Source organism: Sphingomonas tagetis, assembly GCF_024211275.1.
Lineage (GTDB): Bacteria > Pseudomonadota > Alphaproteobacteria > Sphingomonadales > Sphingomonadaceae > Sphingomonas > Sphingomonas tagetis.
Window position 1 is genome coordinate 56042 of the sequence record NZ_JAMLDX010000006.1, and the last position, 15129, is coordinate 71170.

Genomic DNA, 15129 nt, shown 5'->3' on the forward strand with positions numbered 1-15129 from the left:
ATGCCTTTGTTCTTGAACGACGAGCAGACGATGCTCCGTGACACCGCGAAGGATTTTGTCGCCGGAACCGCGCCGGTCTCGCACATGCGGGCGCTGCGTGACGCCAGCGACGCCACCGGCTTTTCGCGCGACCTGTGGAAACAGTTCGCCGAGATGGGCTTCACCGGCATCCTGATCCCGGAGGCGGATGGCGGCCTCGGCCTCGGCCTCGGCCATGTCGAGGCGGGGGTGGTGCTCGAGGAGATCGGGCGCAACCTCTCACCCTCGCCCTTCCTGACCACCGCGGTCGCGGCGGTCGAGGCGCTCAAGGGCAGCGGCCAGCGCGAGCGCTGGTTCCCCGGCATCCTGTCGGGCGAGACGGTTGCCGCGCTGGCGATCGATGAGAAGGCCAAGCACGGCAATGCGGTGGCGATGCGCGCCGAGCGGTCCGGCAATGGCTTCAGGCTCAGCGGCGCGAAGCAGTTCGTCACCCACGGTCATGTCGCCGACCTGCTGCTGGTTGCGGCGCGCACCGCTGGCGCGCCCGAGGACGTGTCGGGCGTCACGCTGTTCGCGGTGTCCAAGGATGCTGCGGGTCTGACCGCCGACCCACAGCGGCTCGCCGATTCAAGCTTGGCGTCGCGCGTGACTTTCGACGGCGTCGAGGTCGATGCCGATGCGGTGATCGGCGAGGTCGATGGCGGCCGCGCGGTGCTGGACAAGCTGCTGAACGCCGGGCGCACCGGCGCTGCGGCGGAACTGCTCGGCGTCGGCGGCGGCGCGATGGACATGACCGTTTCCTATCTCAAGGAACGCAAGCAGTTCGGCGTGCTGATCGGCAGCTTCCAGGCGCTCCAGCATCGCGCCGCGCATCTCTATGCCGAGCTGGAGGTCGCGCGTGCCGCGGTGCTCAAGGCGCAGCAATTGCTCGATACGGGCGACGACGGCGCGGACGAAGCGGTTTCGGTCGCCAAGGCGATGGCGGGGCTTGCCTCTTCGCTCGCGGTGCAGGAAGGCGTGCAGATGCATGGCGGCATCGGCATGACCGACGAATATGACATCGGCTTCTACATGAAGCGCGAGCGCGTGCTGGCGGAGCTGTTCGGCGACGCCAATTTCCACGCCGACCATCTGGCGCGTGCGAGCGGCTATTGATGCGCGGCGGCGACCAGAGCGACGCGGAGCTGATCGTCGAGCTGCTGACGCTGCTCGATGTCGAGGAACTCGACGCCGATCTCTATCGCGGCCACCGCCAGCCCGGCGGCGTCGGGCGCGTGTTCGGCGGGCAAGTGATCGCGCAGGGACTGCAGGCGGCGCAGCGTTCGGTCGAGGGCAAGATCGCGCATTCGCTCCACGCCTATTTCATGCGGCCGGGCAGCGAGGACCATCCGATCACCTACCGCGTGGTGCGCGACTTCGACGGTGGCAGCTTCGCGACGCGCCGCGTGATCGCGATGCAGCGCGGCACGCCGATCCTGAGCATGAGCGCCTCGTTCCAGCGCGAGGAAGGCGGCTTGCACCATCAGGATGTGATGCCCGAGGTGCCGCCGCCGGAAGACCTGCAGACCGAGCAGGCGCTGCGCCGCGAGGAGATCGAGCAGATTCCCGACCGGCTGCGCCAGCGTCTGCTGAGACGCCGCCCGATCGAACTGCGGCCGTGCAGGCCGCGCGACCGGCTGGCGCCGAGCGCCGAAGCGCCGGTCGCACATTGCTGGTTCCGCGCGATTGCGCCGCTGCCGGACGATCCCGCGCTGCACCGCGCGGTGCTGGCCTATGCGTCGGACATGGCGTTGCTGGGCACGTCGATGCTGCCGCACCCCGTCTCCTGGGCCACGCCGGGCATGCAGACTGCCAGCCTCGATCATGCCCTGTGGCTGCACGAGCCGTTCCGCGCCGACGACTGGCTGCTCTATGCCACCGACAGTCCCTGGGCGGGCCATGCGCGCGGCTTCAACCGCGGCCGCATCTTCACGCGCGATGGTCGGCTGGTCGCCAGCACGGCGCAGGAAGGACTGATCCGGCGACGCGACTAAGTCACTGAAATCACCATGGAACTATTCGCCCCGCCTGCGGTTCTAGCTGGACGGGGCGGCACCAGGCCGCGTCCGCCCAGGAGGGCCGTCGGGCAGCACATATGCCGCTATATTATTTCCATGCCCGCGACGCCGTCCCCTGCCCCGAGGACGTTAAATGCGAACTCGACAGCCTCGATGAAGCGCTCGCCGAGGCGAACCGGATCGCACGGCGCATGATTGCCCGCGCGACCGATCCGGCCGGTCTTGGGCGTGAAGCGCTCGACATCGAGAACGAGTCCCGCCGCATCGTGGCGCGGGTGATGTTCGCCGACGTGCTGCGCTCGACCGCGCTTCGCTAGACCAGGCGTTCAAACGGCGGTCAGTCCGTATTCCTGCCGCGTGACTGGATGGCTCGACGACAGGCCGCCATCGACCGTCAGCGCCTGCCCGTTGACATAGCTGGCATCGTCGGAGGCGAGGAACAGCGCCGCGCGGGCGAGTTCCTCGGGCTGTGCGCCGCGGCGCAGCGGGTTCAACCGGCCGACCTTGCCGATCTTTCCCGCCTCGCGTGCATAGTCGAACACGCCTTGGGTCATGCCGGTTTCGGTCAGCCCCGGGCAAAGCGCGTTGACGCGAACGTTGGAACCCGAAAGCTGCTGCGCGGCGACCGCGGCGAGGTTGATCACGCCGGCCTTCGACGCCGAATAGGCGGGACTGCCCGCGCCCGAGCGGATGCCGGCAACGCTGGCGGTGAGCACGATCGCGCCGCCCCTTCCCGTTTCCCTGGCGTGTTCGGCTATGCGCGGTGCGCCATGCTTGATCGCGAGGAACGGCCCGATCAGGTTGACGCGCAGCACCTCGGCCATCAGCTCGGGCGTGGTGTCGAAGATGTTGGCCATGCCGCCCGAAATGCCGGCATTGGCGAAGACGATGTCGAGGCCGCCATATTCGGCGACGGCCAGATCGACCGCAGCGATCACGTCCGGCTCGCTGCCCGCGTCGATGCGGATCGCCTTGGCCGTGCCGCCCGCCTCCCCGATCAGCCGTGCCGTCTCCTCGGCGCCCTCGGTAAGATCGGCGGCGATCACGTGCCCGCCCTCCGCGGCGAACAGCAGCGCGGCGGCGCGGCCGATGCCGCTGCCTGCGCCGGTGACGATGATCGATTTGCCGGTGAAGCGCGTCATGCCCCCGCCTCCTGTGCGAACCGCCACGCGTTCGCGGCGAGTTCCGGCACGCGCGCGGCATGCTCGGCCGCCTTGGCGTTGCTGGCATTGCCGTCGAGCATGCGCTTCTTGATGCCCTGGACGATGCTCATCAGCCGGAACTGGCCGAAGGCGAAATACCAGTTGAGGTCGGGGATGCCGTCGCGGCCCGTGACAGCGCAATAGCGCTCGACCATCTGTTCGACGGTCGGGATGCCGGACTCGGCGCCCGCCAGCCCCGCAATACCCGCCGTGCCGCTCGCCGGGGTGAACCAGTTCATCAGCAGATAGCTGAAATCCGCCATCGGATCGCCGAGCGTCGACAGCTCCCAGTCGAGCACCGCCTTCACCCGCGGCGTATCGGTGTCGAAGATCATGTTGTCGATGCGATAGTCGCCATGGACGATGCTCGTCCGCGTCTGCGGCGGCAAGGTGCGCGGGAGCCACTCGATCAGCTTCTCGGCTTCGGGCAGATCGTCGGTCTGGGCGAGGCGGTATTGTTTGGTCCATCGCCCGACCTGCCGCTCGAAATAGCTGCCGGGTTTGCCGTAATCGCTCAGCCCGGCGCCTTCGTAATCGGTCTGGTGCAGTTGAGCGAGGCGGTCGCAGATCTCGTGATAGATGGCGGTGCGCTGTGCCGGCGTCTTGTCGGGCAGCGCGCCGTCCCAATAGGTCACGCCCGCCACCAGCTCCATGACGTAGAAGGCCGAGCCGACGACCCCGTCATCCTCGCACAGCCCATAAGGCCGCGGCACGGGAAAGCCCGTGGGATGCAACCCCGCAATCAGCCGGTACTCGCGATCGACCGCATGCGCCGAGGGCAGCAGCGGCCCGAACGGCTTGCGGCGCAGCACATAGGCGCCGCTCGCCGCATCGATGCGGTAGGTCGGGTTGGACTGGCCACCGGGGAATTTGGCGTAAGTCAGCGGGCCTGCGAAGCCCGCGACATTCGCTTCCATCCACGCGGTGAGCTTCGCGGTGTCGAGGTCGCTGACGATCTCCATCACGAAAACTCGATCACCGATCGCACGGCGTCGCCTTTGCGCAGATTGTCGAAGGCGTGGTTGACGTCCTCCAGCCTGATCCGCTCGGCGACCATCGTGTCGAGGTCGAGCACGCCGTCGAGATACATCTGCACCAGCCGCGGCATGTCGATCGGGAATTGCATCGACCCCGCGAGCGAGCCCTGAAGCTTCTTGCCCGAGAGAAAGGTCGGGCCGGGGATGCTCACCGACTGGCCCGGCGCGATCATGCCGAGGATCGTCGCCGTGCCGCCGCGGCGCAGCACGTGCCACGCCATCTCGGCGCTGCTCGGCCGCCCGACCGCCTCGATCGCATAGTTGACGCCCCCATCGGTCAGCTTGAGCACTTGCTTGACGACATCGTCGGCCAGCGCGTCGAAATCATGCGTCGCACCAAGCTTGCGCGCGAGCAGCCGCTTCTCCGGCACCGGGTCGATCGCGACGATCTTGCTCGCGCCGGCGATTTTCGCCGCGTTGATCGCCGCGAGGCCGATCCCGCCACAGCCGATCACCGCCACCGTCTCGCCCGGCGTAACCTTGCTGTCGCGAAAGATCGATCCCGCCCCGGTCATCACCGCGCAGCCGAGCAGAGCGGCGCGGTCGAGCGGCATGTCTTTGCTGATCGCGACACAGGCATTTTCGTGGATCAGCATCTGCTCGGCAAAGGCCGACAGGTTCAGGAACGGCGCGAGCGGCGTGCCGTCCGTCAGGCTGAGGCGGGGCGCGGCATCCCTGGGGCGCCGCGTCGAATTATCGAGGCACAGCGACGGCCGGCCCGACACGCAATATTCGCAACTGCCGCAGAACACGGTGAAGAAGCTGATGACATGGTCGCCGGGCTTGAGCCGCGTGACCTCGCTCCCCACCGCCTCGACCACGCCGGCCGCTTCATGCCCGGGCACGGTCGGCATGACGTGCGGATAGGCGCCGTCGACGAAGTGCAGGTCGGAGCGGCACACGCCGCACGCCGCGGTGCGGATCAGCACCTCGCGCGGGCCGGGCTTCGAGATCACGACATCGTGAATCTCGAGCGGCCGCTTCGCCTCGAACAGAACCGCTGCCTTCACCGCCCGCTCCCTTAACGCGCCGCCGCCAGATCGCCGCTCGACGGGCGGTCGGCCTTATAATCCCCGTACTTGCCGAACTCGGCCCGCGCGATCGCGCGGTTGTGCACCTCGTCCGGCCCGTCGGCAAAGCGCAGCGTGCGCAGGCCCGCCCAGGCGCTGGCGAGGAAGGTGTCGCCCGACACGCCCATCCCGCCATGCGCCTGGATCGCGTCGTCGACGATCTGCAGCGCCATGCGCGGCCCCATCGCCTTGATCATCGCGATCTCGTTCTGCGCGGACTTGTTGCCGGCCTTGTCCATCATGTCGGCGGCCTTGAGGCACAACAGCCGCATCATCTCGAGGTTGGAGCGCGCCTCGGCGACGCGCTGCTCCCAGATCGAATGGTCGGCGATGCGCTTGCCGAACGCGACGCGGCTGACCAGCCGCTTGCACATCGCTTCCAGCGCCGCCTCGGCGGTGCCTATCGTGCGCATGCAATGATGGATGCGCCCCGGCCCCAGCCGCCCCTGCGCGATCTCGAACCCGCGCCCTTCGCCCAGCAGCAGATTGTCTACCGGCACGCGGACATCTTCCAGCACCACCTCGCCATGGCCGTGCGGCGCGTGATCATACCCGTAAACCGAAAGCATCCGCTCGATCCGCACGCCGGGCGTGTCGAGCGGGACCAGGATCTGGCTCTGCTGCGAATGGCGCGCGGCGTCGGGGTTGGTCTTGCCCATCACGATCGCGACCTTGCAGCGCGGATCGCCGACGCCGGACGACCACCATTTGCGGCCGTTGATGACATAGTGATCGCCGTCACGGACCATCGAGGTCTGGATGTTGGTCGCGTCGGACGAGGCCACGTCGGGCTCGGTCATCAGGAACGCCGAGCGGATCTCGCCATCCATCAGCGGCTTGAGCCAGCGCGCCTTGTGTTCGCGCGTGCCGTAGCGGTGCAGCACTTCCATATTGCCGGTGTCGGGCGCCGAGCAGTTGAACACCTCGCTAGCCCAATGGCTGCGCCCCATCTCCTCGGCGCACAGCGCATATTCGAGGTTGGTGAGTTGCGTCCCCTCGAACGCGAAACTGTCGTCGACATGGGCCTGGCCCGAATGCGGCGGCATGAAGAAATTCCACAACCCCTGAGCGCGCGCGACCGGCTTGAGTTCCTCGATCACCGGAACGATCTTCCAGCGCTCGCCTTTTTCCACCTGCTCGTGATATTCGGACGTGCGCGGGACGACATGCCGGTCGATGAACGCCTTCACCCGGTCGCGGAAATAGGTCTCGCGTTCGGTCAGCGTGAAGTCCATGCGCCCTCTCCAGATTCGCCGTTTCGAATTGACTACGCCATACCCGATTTTCGGTAAAGTGGGCGGATCGGCATATTTCACGGCCTGCCCGCCTCCCCAACAGACCTACCCGCTTTAGGACTGTTCCTTCGAATCAAATTTGCTAAGCTGCCGGGATGGAAGTCGACGAAGCGATCCCGGCCGAGGCACGGGGGGAGACGAAACGGTTCCGCGCCAAGCGCGACGCGATCCTCGCAGCGGCGGCGGACGTGATCAACGAACAGAGCGCGAAGGGCATGACCTTCGCCGATGTGGCGCAGCGCGTCGGGCTCAACACCACCAGCGTCACCTATTATTTCAAGCGCAAGGAAGACCTCGCCGCCGCCGCGTTCGAGGTGACCCTCGACCGGCTCGATGCGATGCTCGACGAGGCGCAGCGCGAGGGCACGCCAGAGGCGCGGGTCGCGCGCTATCTCGAGATCAACATGGCGCGGCTCGCCCGCATCCGGCGCGAGGAGGAAAAGGATTTCGCGATCCTCTCCGACCTGCGCGCGATGGAGGGCGAGGTGCGCCAGCGGCTGATGCTGCGCTGGCAGCAGGTGTTCCGCAAGGCGCGTTCGCTGTGGGGCAGCGACGGCAGCCGCGCGCAGACCGACCTGTGCGGCGCGCGCGCGCATGTGTTGCTGGAGAACACCTTCTGGCTGCCGGTGTGGCTGGCCCGCTACGAGCTCGACGAATATACGCGCGTCGGCGCTCGGCTGATGGACGTGTTCCGCAGCGGCATCGCCTCACCCGCCGACCGCTGGGCGCCGCAGCTGCTCGATCTCCAGCATGACGAGTCCGAGCCGGGGCGCGAGGCGTTCCTGCTCGCCGCGACGCGGCTAATCAACGAGCTCGGCTATCGCGGCGCCTCCGTGCAGAAGATCGCGAGCGAACTGAACGTCACCAAGGGCAGCTTCTACCACCATCTCGACGCCAAGGACGAGCTGGTGATCGAATGCTACAAGCGCAGCTTCGACATCATCGCCGACGCGCAGCGTTTGTCGGAGGACCTTTCCGGCAACCAGTGGCAGCGGCTGACGAGCGTGATCGCGACGCTGCTCGACTTCCAGTTCTCCGAAAAGGGGCCGTTGCTGCGCACCACCGCGCTGTCCGGGCTTCCGCCGCGCGTGCGCACGACGATGATCGACCGATCGAACCGCATCGCGCGGCGCTATGCCGGGATGCTCTCGGACGGGATCGCCGAAGGCTCGATCCGCGCGATCGACCCGCTGATCGCCAGCCAGACGATGATGGCGATGCAGAATGCCGCGTTCGACATGCGCAAATGGGCCAGCACGATGCCACGGGAGCGCGCGATCGCGCTGTACGCGTCGACGATCGTGTTCGGGCTGTTCGATGACCGGGTGCTGGAAGGATAGCAACCCGCATCCCCCGCGCGGGGGTTTCGCGCGTCCCGCCGCCGGCTATGCTCAGCGCATCGGGCCTTGGGGGACATGATGCGGCTGCTGCTGGTGCTGATCCTGCTGGCGTTCATCCCGCCCGCGCATGCCGGGTTCGTGCGCAAGGACTACAGGTACGAAGGCGGCGTCGCGCTCGACATCGCCGCACTGCCCAGGACCGGCGGGCGCAAGGCGTATTGGGCAGAGGTCGAGCGCCAGTCGCGCGCCTGCATCGCCGCCAAAAAGGGCAATGCCGTCCCCTGCTCGCTGCTAAGGGCTGACGCACTGCAAGATGACGCCACCAAGTACAGCATGGGACTTGCCGGCCTGCCCGATTTTCGCAAGTCCAAGACCAGCGACGAAATCCTGCCGCAGCATTTCTACGACGATGTCCTGCCCGCGATCCTCGATCATGTGCAGACCGCCTTCTATGCGAGCAATGCCTATCTCGATTCCTCGGCGACGATCACCGCCGTGCTCGTCCGCGCCGCCCGGCTCTGCGACACCGCGGCGCGCTGCCTGAAATATGAGGCGAAGTTGCAGTCCGTGCTGCAAACCATGCCGCCCGAGGCGACCACCTATCATCTCGACTCCCTGGAACTGCGGCAGCTGCTCGTCGCGCTTCAGTCGTGGCGCGCCCCCGACGCCGCGCTCGCGGCGAGCCTGAGCTATCTGCGCAGCCCCTATGCCGGCCGCTGCGACCTGTGCGTCGAGACGGTCGCGAGGGATTTCATCAAGCGCGGGCGCGCGGCGGACGCGCAGCGGCTGCTGCGCTATCGCGACGACATGCGCGTGACGCTGCCCAAGGCGGCCTCGTGGCTGGAGCAGCGGGTGCAGGAGGAAAATCTGCTGGAGGGCGAGCGGCTGTTTCTGCCCGCCAACCATGTGCGAATTTTCGAGCGGTCGCTCAGTCTGCTGGCGGCGCAATATGAGCTGAGCGGAGAACGGGCGCCGCTGACCGGGCGGATCCGCGAGCTCTGTCAGTCGGTCAGCGGCATCTATGCCGTCCCGCGAAGCTATCTCGACGAATTGGATGCCGCGCGAAAGCGATGCTACAAATATCTGGCATTCGCCCTGTACGATCGCGCGACCTATGCCGGCGACATGGCCGCGCGGCGCGAGGCGCATGCCATCGCGGCGACGATCGTCGGCCTGTCCGACGAAGAGCTCGAATCCACGACACTCGACCGCTGGACCTATGACGAGGGGGTCAAGCTGATCTTCATCGACGGCGTCACCTATCGCGATTTCGATCTGGGCTACAGGATCGCGCTTCGCGACACCTATAACTACCAGTTCCAGGCGAACCTTCGCTTTCGCAACGGCCGGATCGATGCCGAGACGCGCCGCCGGTATCTGTTCGACGCGATGTGCACGATGCAGCGCTACGAGTGCTTTTCGACCGGAATCCGCGCGAGGGATAGTTCGGGCGTCGCGGAGCAGGCGCTCCCCGAACCGGTGACGTTCGCGCCCTTCGCGATGGATCCGTCCTACGTCGCGCAGCGGGACCTGACGTTCAAGCGCTGGGTTTCGGTCAACTGGACGCTGGCGCAGCGCGGCGCTTCGGGACGCCGCGCTGCCAATTGAGCTACGCTGCTTGCCGCTTGAGGCACACGCCGGCGCGCCAGTAGTGGAACAGCGCACAGGGCGTCGCCGCGGCGAAGGTCAGCAACGCCCAGCGCAGTGCCTCCGCATCACCCAGCGAGGGTTTGAGCGCATCGCTGATCACACCGATCAGCGTCGGCCCCAGCCCCAGCCCGACGAGGTTGAGGACGAGCAGCGTCACCGCCGCCCACAAAGCGCGCAGCCGCAACGGCGCGAGGCCCTGAATCAGCGCGAATGACGGGCCGAGATACGAGCTGATCAGCACCACCGACAGCCAGTAGAGCGGCACGCCGATCCACGGGTCCGACGAGACGTAGAACAGGAACGACAGCGGCAGCCCGACCGACTTCATCGCCAGCACCAGCCAGCTCTGCGCGTACAGCCCCCAGCGCGCCGCCGCGCGGTTCGCCAGCCACCCGCCGCCCACCGCCGAGATCGTCCCGCATACCGCGCCGACCGGCGCGACGATCGATGCGATCTGCAGTTTGTCGAGCCGAGCGAGCGGATCATGAAGCTGGGTCCGAACGCGGTCTGGCCATAGCCGATCATCGCGGTGATCGTCGTGCCCATCACCAGATGCACCGCCGCGCGATTGGCGAAGAGCGAGCGGAAGCCCTCGCCGAATTTCGGCATGTCGGCCGCCGCCGCGGCGGCCGGGCGCGTGTCCGACAGGCCGCGGCGCGGTTCGACCACCAGCCACTTGATCACCAGCGCGAGCAGGATGCCGGGCACGCCGACCGCGAACATCGCCACGCGCCAGCCGAAGAAGTGCGCGAGGCTCCCGCCGATCATCGCCCCGCCCGCGGTGCCGAGCACCACGCCGAGCGAATAGATGCCCATCGCACCGGCGCGCTTTTCGGGCGGATAGAGATCGGCGATGATCGAATGGCTCGGCGGGCTCGACCCCGCCTCGCCGATGCCGACGCCGATTCGCGCGAGCAGCAACTGCACGAAATTCTGCGCCAGCCCGCACAGCCCGGTCATCGCGCTCCACAGCGCCAGCGCGATCGCGATGATGTTGACGCGGTTGCCGCGGTCGGCGAGCCGCGCCACCGGCAGGCCGAGCGTCGCGTAGAAGATCGCGAAGGCGAAGCCGGCGAGCAGCCCGAGCTGCGTGTCGCTGAGCAGCAGGTCGCGGCGGATATCCTCCTGCAGGATCGCGAGGATCTGCCGGTCCATATAGCTGAAGAAATAGGCCGCGGTGAGCAGCGCCAGCGTCAGCCCACGGCGGCGCATCGCGTGCGCGTCGGCATCGCGCTGGGCCTGGACGAGTTCGGTCATGCCGCTCCCTGCAAAAAAAGGGCGCGAACCACCGGTCCGCGCCCCTCGTTCCTGGTCACCGGCTCAGAATTTGAACCGGCCGGTGATCCCGTAGGTCCGCGGCTCGGCGAGGTAGCTCGAGAAGAGCTGGTTCGCGGTCAGGAAGCTCGGCGCGCCGAAGCCCGGTGCGGTGACCTGCGCGCGGCTGTTTGCGCCCTGAAACGCCGAATTGAACGCCACCTGCTGGTAATTCTGGTTGAGCAGATTCTGCGCCCAGAACTCGATCGCCCATTTCTCGTCGCGGCCGCGGATGCCGACCCGGGCGTTGACCACGGTATAGCCGTCCTGCTGCTTCTCGGGGAACAGGTCGGACCCGGTATTATAGTCGGAGGTGGTGCGCTGATCGACATAGATCAGGCCGCTCAGCCCGCTGCTGCCCAGGCTCGGCGTCCAGGCGAAGGACGTCGTGACGACATGCTCGGGCGCGTTCGACATCAGCTGACCCGGCAGCAGGAACAGTGCCGGATCGAGCGGCGAGCCGGTGTTGCGTCCGGCGAGATCGTCGGCATATTTGGTCTGCGCATAGGTATAGCCGGCCATCACCGCGATGTCGCTGGACGGGTAGAAGCTCGCCTCGAGTTCGAAGCCCTGCGAGCGCACGCCCGGCGAGATGTCGCCGGCCGGGCAGGCGCCGGTGGCGGCCGACGGGTCCTGATCGGTCAGGCCGAGATCGCTGTCGCAGCCGGTGATGTTCTGCACGAGGAAGACCGAGCCGTTGAAGGTGTTCAGCTGAAAATCGCTGAAATCCTGACGGAACGCCGCGACGTTCAGGTTGAAACGGCGGCCGTTGAACTTGAGGCCAAGCTCATAGGCATTGACCTTCTCGGCATCGAACTGGAGGTTCGCGGTGCCGAAGGCAGCGCCGCGGCCGCCGATGTTGCGCGGATCATTCTCGGCATATTGCGGCAGGCCCAATGCCGAACGGTCGAGGTTGAACCCACCCGCCTTGTAGCCCTTCGAATAGCTGGCGTAGATCATCAGCTGCTCGGTCGGCTTGAACGAGAGCACCGCGGTGCCGGTCCATTCGTCCTCGTCGCGCGAATCCGTCAGATTGAGACCGTTGAGGCTGCTCGACGAGTTGCCCTGACAGGTCGCGTTGACCAGTCCCGTGGCCAGCGGGAGGATCGAGGCGGGCAGCGGCGTGGCGCCGCCGGCGAGGAACGGCGAGAAGAAGGCGCGCTGCGTCGGACAGGCCGTGTTGGTGTTGTTGAACGTGGCGCTGAAATCCTTGCTCTCGCTCGTGTAACGCCCGCCCAGCGTCAGGCTGAGCTGATCGGTGAACTTGATGATGTTGTGCGTGAACACCGCGAAGTTCGAGCTGGTCTGGAAATAATTGGCGTTGTTGTCGCCGACATTACTGACCGTGCTCAGGCGGTCGAGCCCTGCGAGGAAGACCGGCGCGGCGGCGCCAAGACCCGCGGCGAACGCCTGCCGCCCGGTCGCCCCGCCGAGCAGCGGGTTCGGCGTCGTGGCGAGGCAGCCCGGGGCGGCCGGATTACGCAGCAGCGCGTTGGGGCTGACCGTTGCCACCAGCCGGCACGACAGAAACGCGCCATATTGCGCGCCGAACTTCAGATTGTCGCGCACGTCCAGCTTCTCTTTGGCGTAATAGCCGCCGATCAGCCAGTCGAGCCGCTCGTCGAAGGCCGCCCCCTGCAGGCGAAGCTCCTGCGTGAAGGTGCGGAACCGACGGAACGAGTTGCCATCCGCCGCGCGGTACAGAATATCGACATTGCCGTAATCGAGGTCGCCGCCGGCCGACGATTTGTAATCGCGATAGGCGGTGATCGAAGTGAGCTTCACGTCGCCGAAGCTGTAATCGAGCTGGCCCGACACGCCCCAGTCGGTGGTTTTGCCGTCATAAGGACGGTCGGCGTTGGTGGCGACGCGGCGGCTATAGGGATCGCCCGCACCGGGATTGCGCCAGCCAAGACTGGTCATCACATCGACGACGCGGTTCGACGCCGCGGTCGAATAGTCGCCGGGCACGCCGGGGGTCGGATCGAACGTCTCGGCAAGGCCGGTATAGACAGCCGCGCAGCAAGTCTCCTCGCGGCTGGTATAGTCGCCGATCAGGCGGACGCTCAGGTCCGAATTGGGTTCGAACAGGAGCTGGCCGCGGATGAAGTAGCGGTTGCGGTCGTTGATCCGGTCGATCACGTTGCCCGCTGCATCGACATTCCTGTAAAAGCCGTCGCGCTTGACATAGACGCCGTCGAGCCGCGCCGCGATCGTCTCGGTCAGCGGGCCGGTGATACCCAGCTGACCGCGCCAGTAATCGTAATTGCCATAGCTCGCCTCGGCCTTGCCGCCGAAGGTGAAGGAGGGCGACTTGCTGACAATGTTGATCAGCCCGGCCGAAGCGTTGCGCCCGAACAGCGTGCCTTGCGGCCCGCGCAGCACCTCGATCCGCTCGATATCGCCCAATTCGTTGAGGCCGATGCCCGAGCGTGAGCGATAGACGCCGTCGACAAAGGTCGCGACCGAGCTTTCGAGGCCGGGATTGTCGCCAACGGTGCCGATGCCGCGGATGCGGGCCGACCCGTTCGCTTCGCTACCGGTCGACGACACGAGCAGCGAGGGCGCCACCTGATTGAGCTGACGAATGTCCGATGCGCCGGTGCGCTCGAGCGCTTCGGCGTTCACCGCGGAGACCGCGATCGGCACGTCCGACAGCACCTCGGCGCGGCCCTGCGCCGTGACAACGATCTCGTCCTGCGCACTCGTATCGTCCTGCGCGAACGCGGGCGATGCCCCAACGATCATCAGTGCCGTGAGTCCGCATGCCCCCAAAAGCTGCTGCTTCATAGATCCACTCCCGTTCGGCCAGAACGTATCGATTGTTCCATACCGTAAACTCGAATAGATCGATATTCGGGCCAATGGTCAAGGGCTGAAAAGCGTTGCGAAACGCTACCTATATCACCGTGGATGCCCCTTGTCGCATTGGCAGCGCGGTTCGCCGATGTGCTGAACGCTTGTTCGAAAGTGCGGACGGACGCGGCTTTGCGATACCGCTGGATATCAAAAAAGGCGCCCCCGCTCGCACGGAGACGCCTTTTCGAAGCCACGTCCACCGGACGCGGCCCAGGGAGGGGTCAGAACCCGGAAAGGCGCGCGAATCGTTCGCGGTGATACGCGGCATTGCCCCACATCTGCTCGAGCACGCGCATGCGCTTGAGGTAGAATCCCGCATCATATTCGTCGGTCATGCCGATGCCGCCGTGCAGCTGGATCAATTCGCGGCTCATCAGATGGCCGACTTCGTTCGCTTTCGCCTTGGCCAGCGAGGCGGCGGCGCGCGTGTCGCCGCCGCGGTCGATCGCGGTGAGGCCGGCCTCGACCGCCGAGCGCATCAGCTCGATCTCGCTGAACAGGGTCGCCATTCGGTGTTGCAGCGCCTGGAACGTCGCCAGCACCTGCCCGAACTGCACGCGCTGCTTGAGATAGGCGAGCGTCGTGTCGAACGACTGCCCCGCCATGCCCAGCATCTCGGCGCTGGCGAGCACCGCCGCGCGGTCGAGCACCGCGTCGAGCAGGCCGGTCCCGCCCTCGGCGAGCTTCGCCGCGCGTGCACCGTCGAACACGATTTCGGCATGGCTGCGGAAGTCCACGGCGTGCCGCCGCGACACGCTGACGCCCTCGCCCGCCTCGACCAGATACAGGCCATCGGTGGCCGCGACCACGAACAGCCCGGCGCTATCGCCTTCGGCGACGAACGCCTTGGTGCCGCTGAGCTTGCCGTCCGACACGCTCGCCGCGGTGTTCGCCGGATCGTGGCGCGGACCTTCGTCGACCGCGAGCGTCGCGACCAGTTCGCCGCTGGCGATGCGCGGCAGATATGCCATCTTCTGTTCGTCACTGCCGCCGAGCAGGATCGCCGAGGCGGCGGCGGCCGACGCCGCCAGCGGGCTCGCGGTCATCGTCTTGCCCAGCTCTTCGATCACAAGGCCGAGGCTCAGCCAGCCGAAGTCGCTGCCGCCTTGCGCTTCGGGAATGATGATCCCGGTCCAGCCCATCTCGGCCATCGTGCCGAACGCCGCGGCATCGAACCCCGCCGCCTCGCCGGCGTCGCGCACCTTGCGCCACGCACCCACCGGGCTCTCATTGCCGGCCCATTCGCGCGCCATGTCGCGCAGCATCGTCTGTTCGTCGGTCAGCACGGCCATTGCCTTGTCCTCAATCCCTTAACCGTCACCCGGC

At 66.8% G+C, this 15129-nt stretch carries 13 protein-coding genes; 5 read left to right on the top strand and 8 right to left on the bottom strand.

From position 1 onward, the window contains the following. From M9978_RS09570 to M9978_RS09580, 3 genes are all read left to right on the top strand, one after another. Positions 1-1134 carry an acyl-CoA dehydrogenase family protein gene (locus tag M9978_RS09570; RefSeq protein ID WP_254292801.1) on the top strand — a complete coding sequence of 378 codons (1134 nt, stop codon included), beginning with the start codon at positions 1-3 and terminating at the stop codon, positions 1132-1134. Further along, complete coding sequence (locus tag M9978_RS09575; protein WP_254292802.1) at positions 1134-2012, top strand: acyl-CoA thioesterase; 879 nt, start codon at positions 1134-1136, stop codon at positions 2010-2012. The genes M9978_RS09570 and M9978_RS09575 overlap by 1 nt, the downstream gene beginning before the upstream one ends. A 101-nt stretch (positions 2013-2113) precedes the next feature. Next, on the top strand, positions 2114-2353 hold the full coding sequence (locus tag M9978_RS09580) for a DUF6894 family protein (RefSeq protein ID WP_254292803.1): 240 nt from the start codon (positions 2114-2116) through the stop codon (positions 2351-2353). Between the two features lie 9 nt (positions 2354-2362). Here the strand turns inward: M9978_RS09580 and M9978_RS09585 are convergent, their stop codons facing one another. Genes M9978_RS09585 through M9978_RS09600 form a run of 4 tightly spaced genes read right to left on the bottom strand, consistent with a single transcriptional unit; the run spans position 2363 to position 6580 of the window. Next, positions 2363-3178, bottom strand: a complete 816-nt coding sequence (locus M9978_RS09585) for an SDR family NAD(P)-dependent oxidoreductase (RefSeq protein WP_254292804.1) — start codon at positions 3176-3178, stop codon at positions 2363-2365. Next, positions 3175-4200: a phosphotransferase family protein gene (locus tag M9978_RS09590; protein ID WP_254292805.1), complete on the bottom strand. Its 1026-nt coding sequence runs from the start codon at positions 4198-4200 to the stop codon at positions 3175-3177. The genes M9978_RS09585 and M9978_RS09590 overlap by 4 nt, the downstream gene beginning before the upstream one ends. After that, positions 4200-5285 (bottom strand): Zn-dependent alcohol dehydrogenase, encoded by a 1086-nt coding sequence (locus M9978_RS09595; RefSeq protein WP_254292807.1) that lies wholly within the window; start codon positions 5283-5285, stop codon positions 4200-4202. The genes M9978_RS09590 and M9978_RS09595 overlap by 1 nt, the downstream gene beginning before the upstream one ends. Before the next feature lie 11 nt (positions 5286-5296). Next, the gene (locus M9978_RS09600; RefSeq protein WP_254292808.1) at positions 5297-6580 is read right to left on the bottom strand and encodes an acyl-CoA dehydrogenase family protein; all 1284 of its coding nucleotides are present in this window, start codon (positions 6578-6580) and stop codon (positions 5297-5299) included. Between the two features lie 155 nt (positions 6581-6735). Here M9978_RS09600 and M9978_RS09605 point away from each other — a divergent pair, with 155 nt between their 5' ends. Then, the gene (locus M9978_RS09605) at positions 6736-7980 is read left to right on the top strand and encodes a TetR/AcrR family transcriptional regulator (RefSeq protein ID WP_254292809.1); all 1245 of its coding nucleotides are present in this window, start codon (positions 6736-6738) and stop codon (positions 7978-7980) included. A gap of 78 nt (positions 7981-8058) precedes the next feature. Continuing rightward, on the top strand, positions 8059-9588 hold the full coding sequence (locus M9978_RS09610) for a hypothetical protein (protein WP_254292810.1): 1530 nt from the start codon (positions 8059-8061) through the stop codon (positions 9586-9588). A gap of 1 nt (position 9589) precedes the next feature. Here M9978_RS09610 and M9978_RS09615 read toward each other — a convergent pair whose 3' ends face one another. The 4 genes from M9978_RS09615 to M9978_RS09630 form a co-directional block, all read right to left on the bottom strand. After that, entirely contained in the window at positions 9590-10033 is a 444-nt protein-coding gene (locus M9978_RS09615; protein ID WP_254292811.1) for an MFS transporter, read from the bottom strand. Continuing rightward, complete coding sequence (locus tag M9978_RS09620; protein WP_254292812.1) at positions 9955-10887, bottom strand: spinster family MFS transporter; 933 nt, start codon at positions 10885-10887, stop codon at positions 9955-9957. The genes M9978_RS09615 and M9978_RS09620 overlap by 79 nt, the downstream gene beginning before the upstream one ends. A 63-nt stretch (positions 10888-10950) precedes the next feature. Next, positions 10951-13734, bottom strand: a complete 2784-nt coding sequence (locus M9978_RS09625; protein WP_254292813.1) for a TonB-dependent receptor — start codon at positions 13732-13734, stop codon at positions 10951-10953. Positions 13735-14024: 290 nt separating this feature from the next. After that, positions 14025-15095, bottom strand: coding sequence for an acyl-CoA dehydrogenase family protein (locus M9978_RS09630; protein WP_254292814.1), 1071 nt, complete (start codon positions 15093-15095; stop codon positions 14025-14027). Between the last annotated feature and the right edge of the window lie 34 nt (positions 15096-15129).

Bases quoted from the DNA above. Each gene is read 5' to 3' on its own strand.
- M9978_RS09570 (WP_254292801.1), top strand. From the start codon at position 1: ATGCCTTTGTTCTTGAACGACGAGCAGACGATGCTCCGTGACACCGCG.
- M9978_RS09575 (WP_254292802.1), top strand. From the start codon at position 1,134: ATGCGCGGCGGCGACCAGAGCGACGCGGAGCTGATCGTCGAGCTGCTG.
- M9978_RS09580 (WP_254292803.1), top strand. From the start codon at position 2,114: ATGCCGCTATATTATTTCCATGCCCGCGACGCCGTCCCCTGCCCCGAG.
- M9978_RS09585 (WP_254292804.1), bottom strand. From the start codon at position 3,178: ATGACGCGCTTCACCGGCAAATCGATCATCGTCACCGGCGCAGGCAGC.
- M9978_RS09590 (WP_254292805.1), bottom strand. From the start codon at position 4,200: ATGGAGATCGTCAGCGACCTCGACACCGCGAAGCTCACCGCGTGGATG.
- M9978_RS09600 (WP_254292808.1), bottom strand. From the start codon at position 6,580: ATGGACTTCACGCTGACCGAACGCGAGACCTATTTCCGCGACCGGGTG.
- M9978_RS09605 (WP_254292809.1), top strand. From the start codon at position 6,736: ATGGAAGTCGACGAAGCGATCCCGGCCGAGGCACGGGGGGAGACGAAA.
- M9978_RS09610 (WP_254292810.1), top strand. From the start codon at position 8,059: ATGCGGCTGCTGCTGGTGCTGATCCTGCTGGCGTTCATCCCGCCCGCG.
- M9978_RS09620 (WP_254292812.1), bottom strand. From the start codon at position 10,887: ATGACCGAACTCGTCCAGGCCCAGCGCGATGCCGACGCGCACGCGATG.
- M9978_RS09625 (WP_254292813.1), bottom strand. From the start codon at position 13,734: ATGAAGCAGCAGCTTTTGGGGGCATGCGGACTCACGGCACTGATGATC.
- M9978_RS09630 (WP_254292814.1), bottom strand. From the start codon at position 15,095: ATGGCCGTGCTGACCGACGAACAGACGATGCTGCGCGACATGGCGCGC.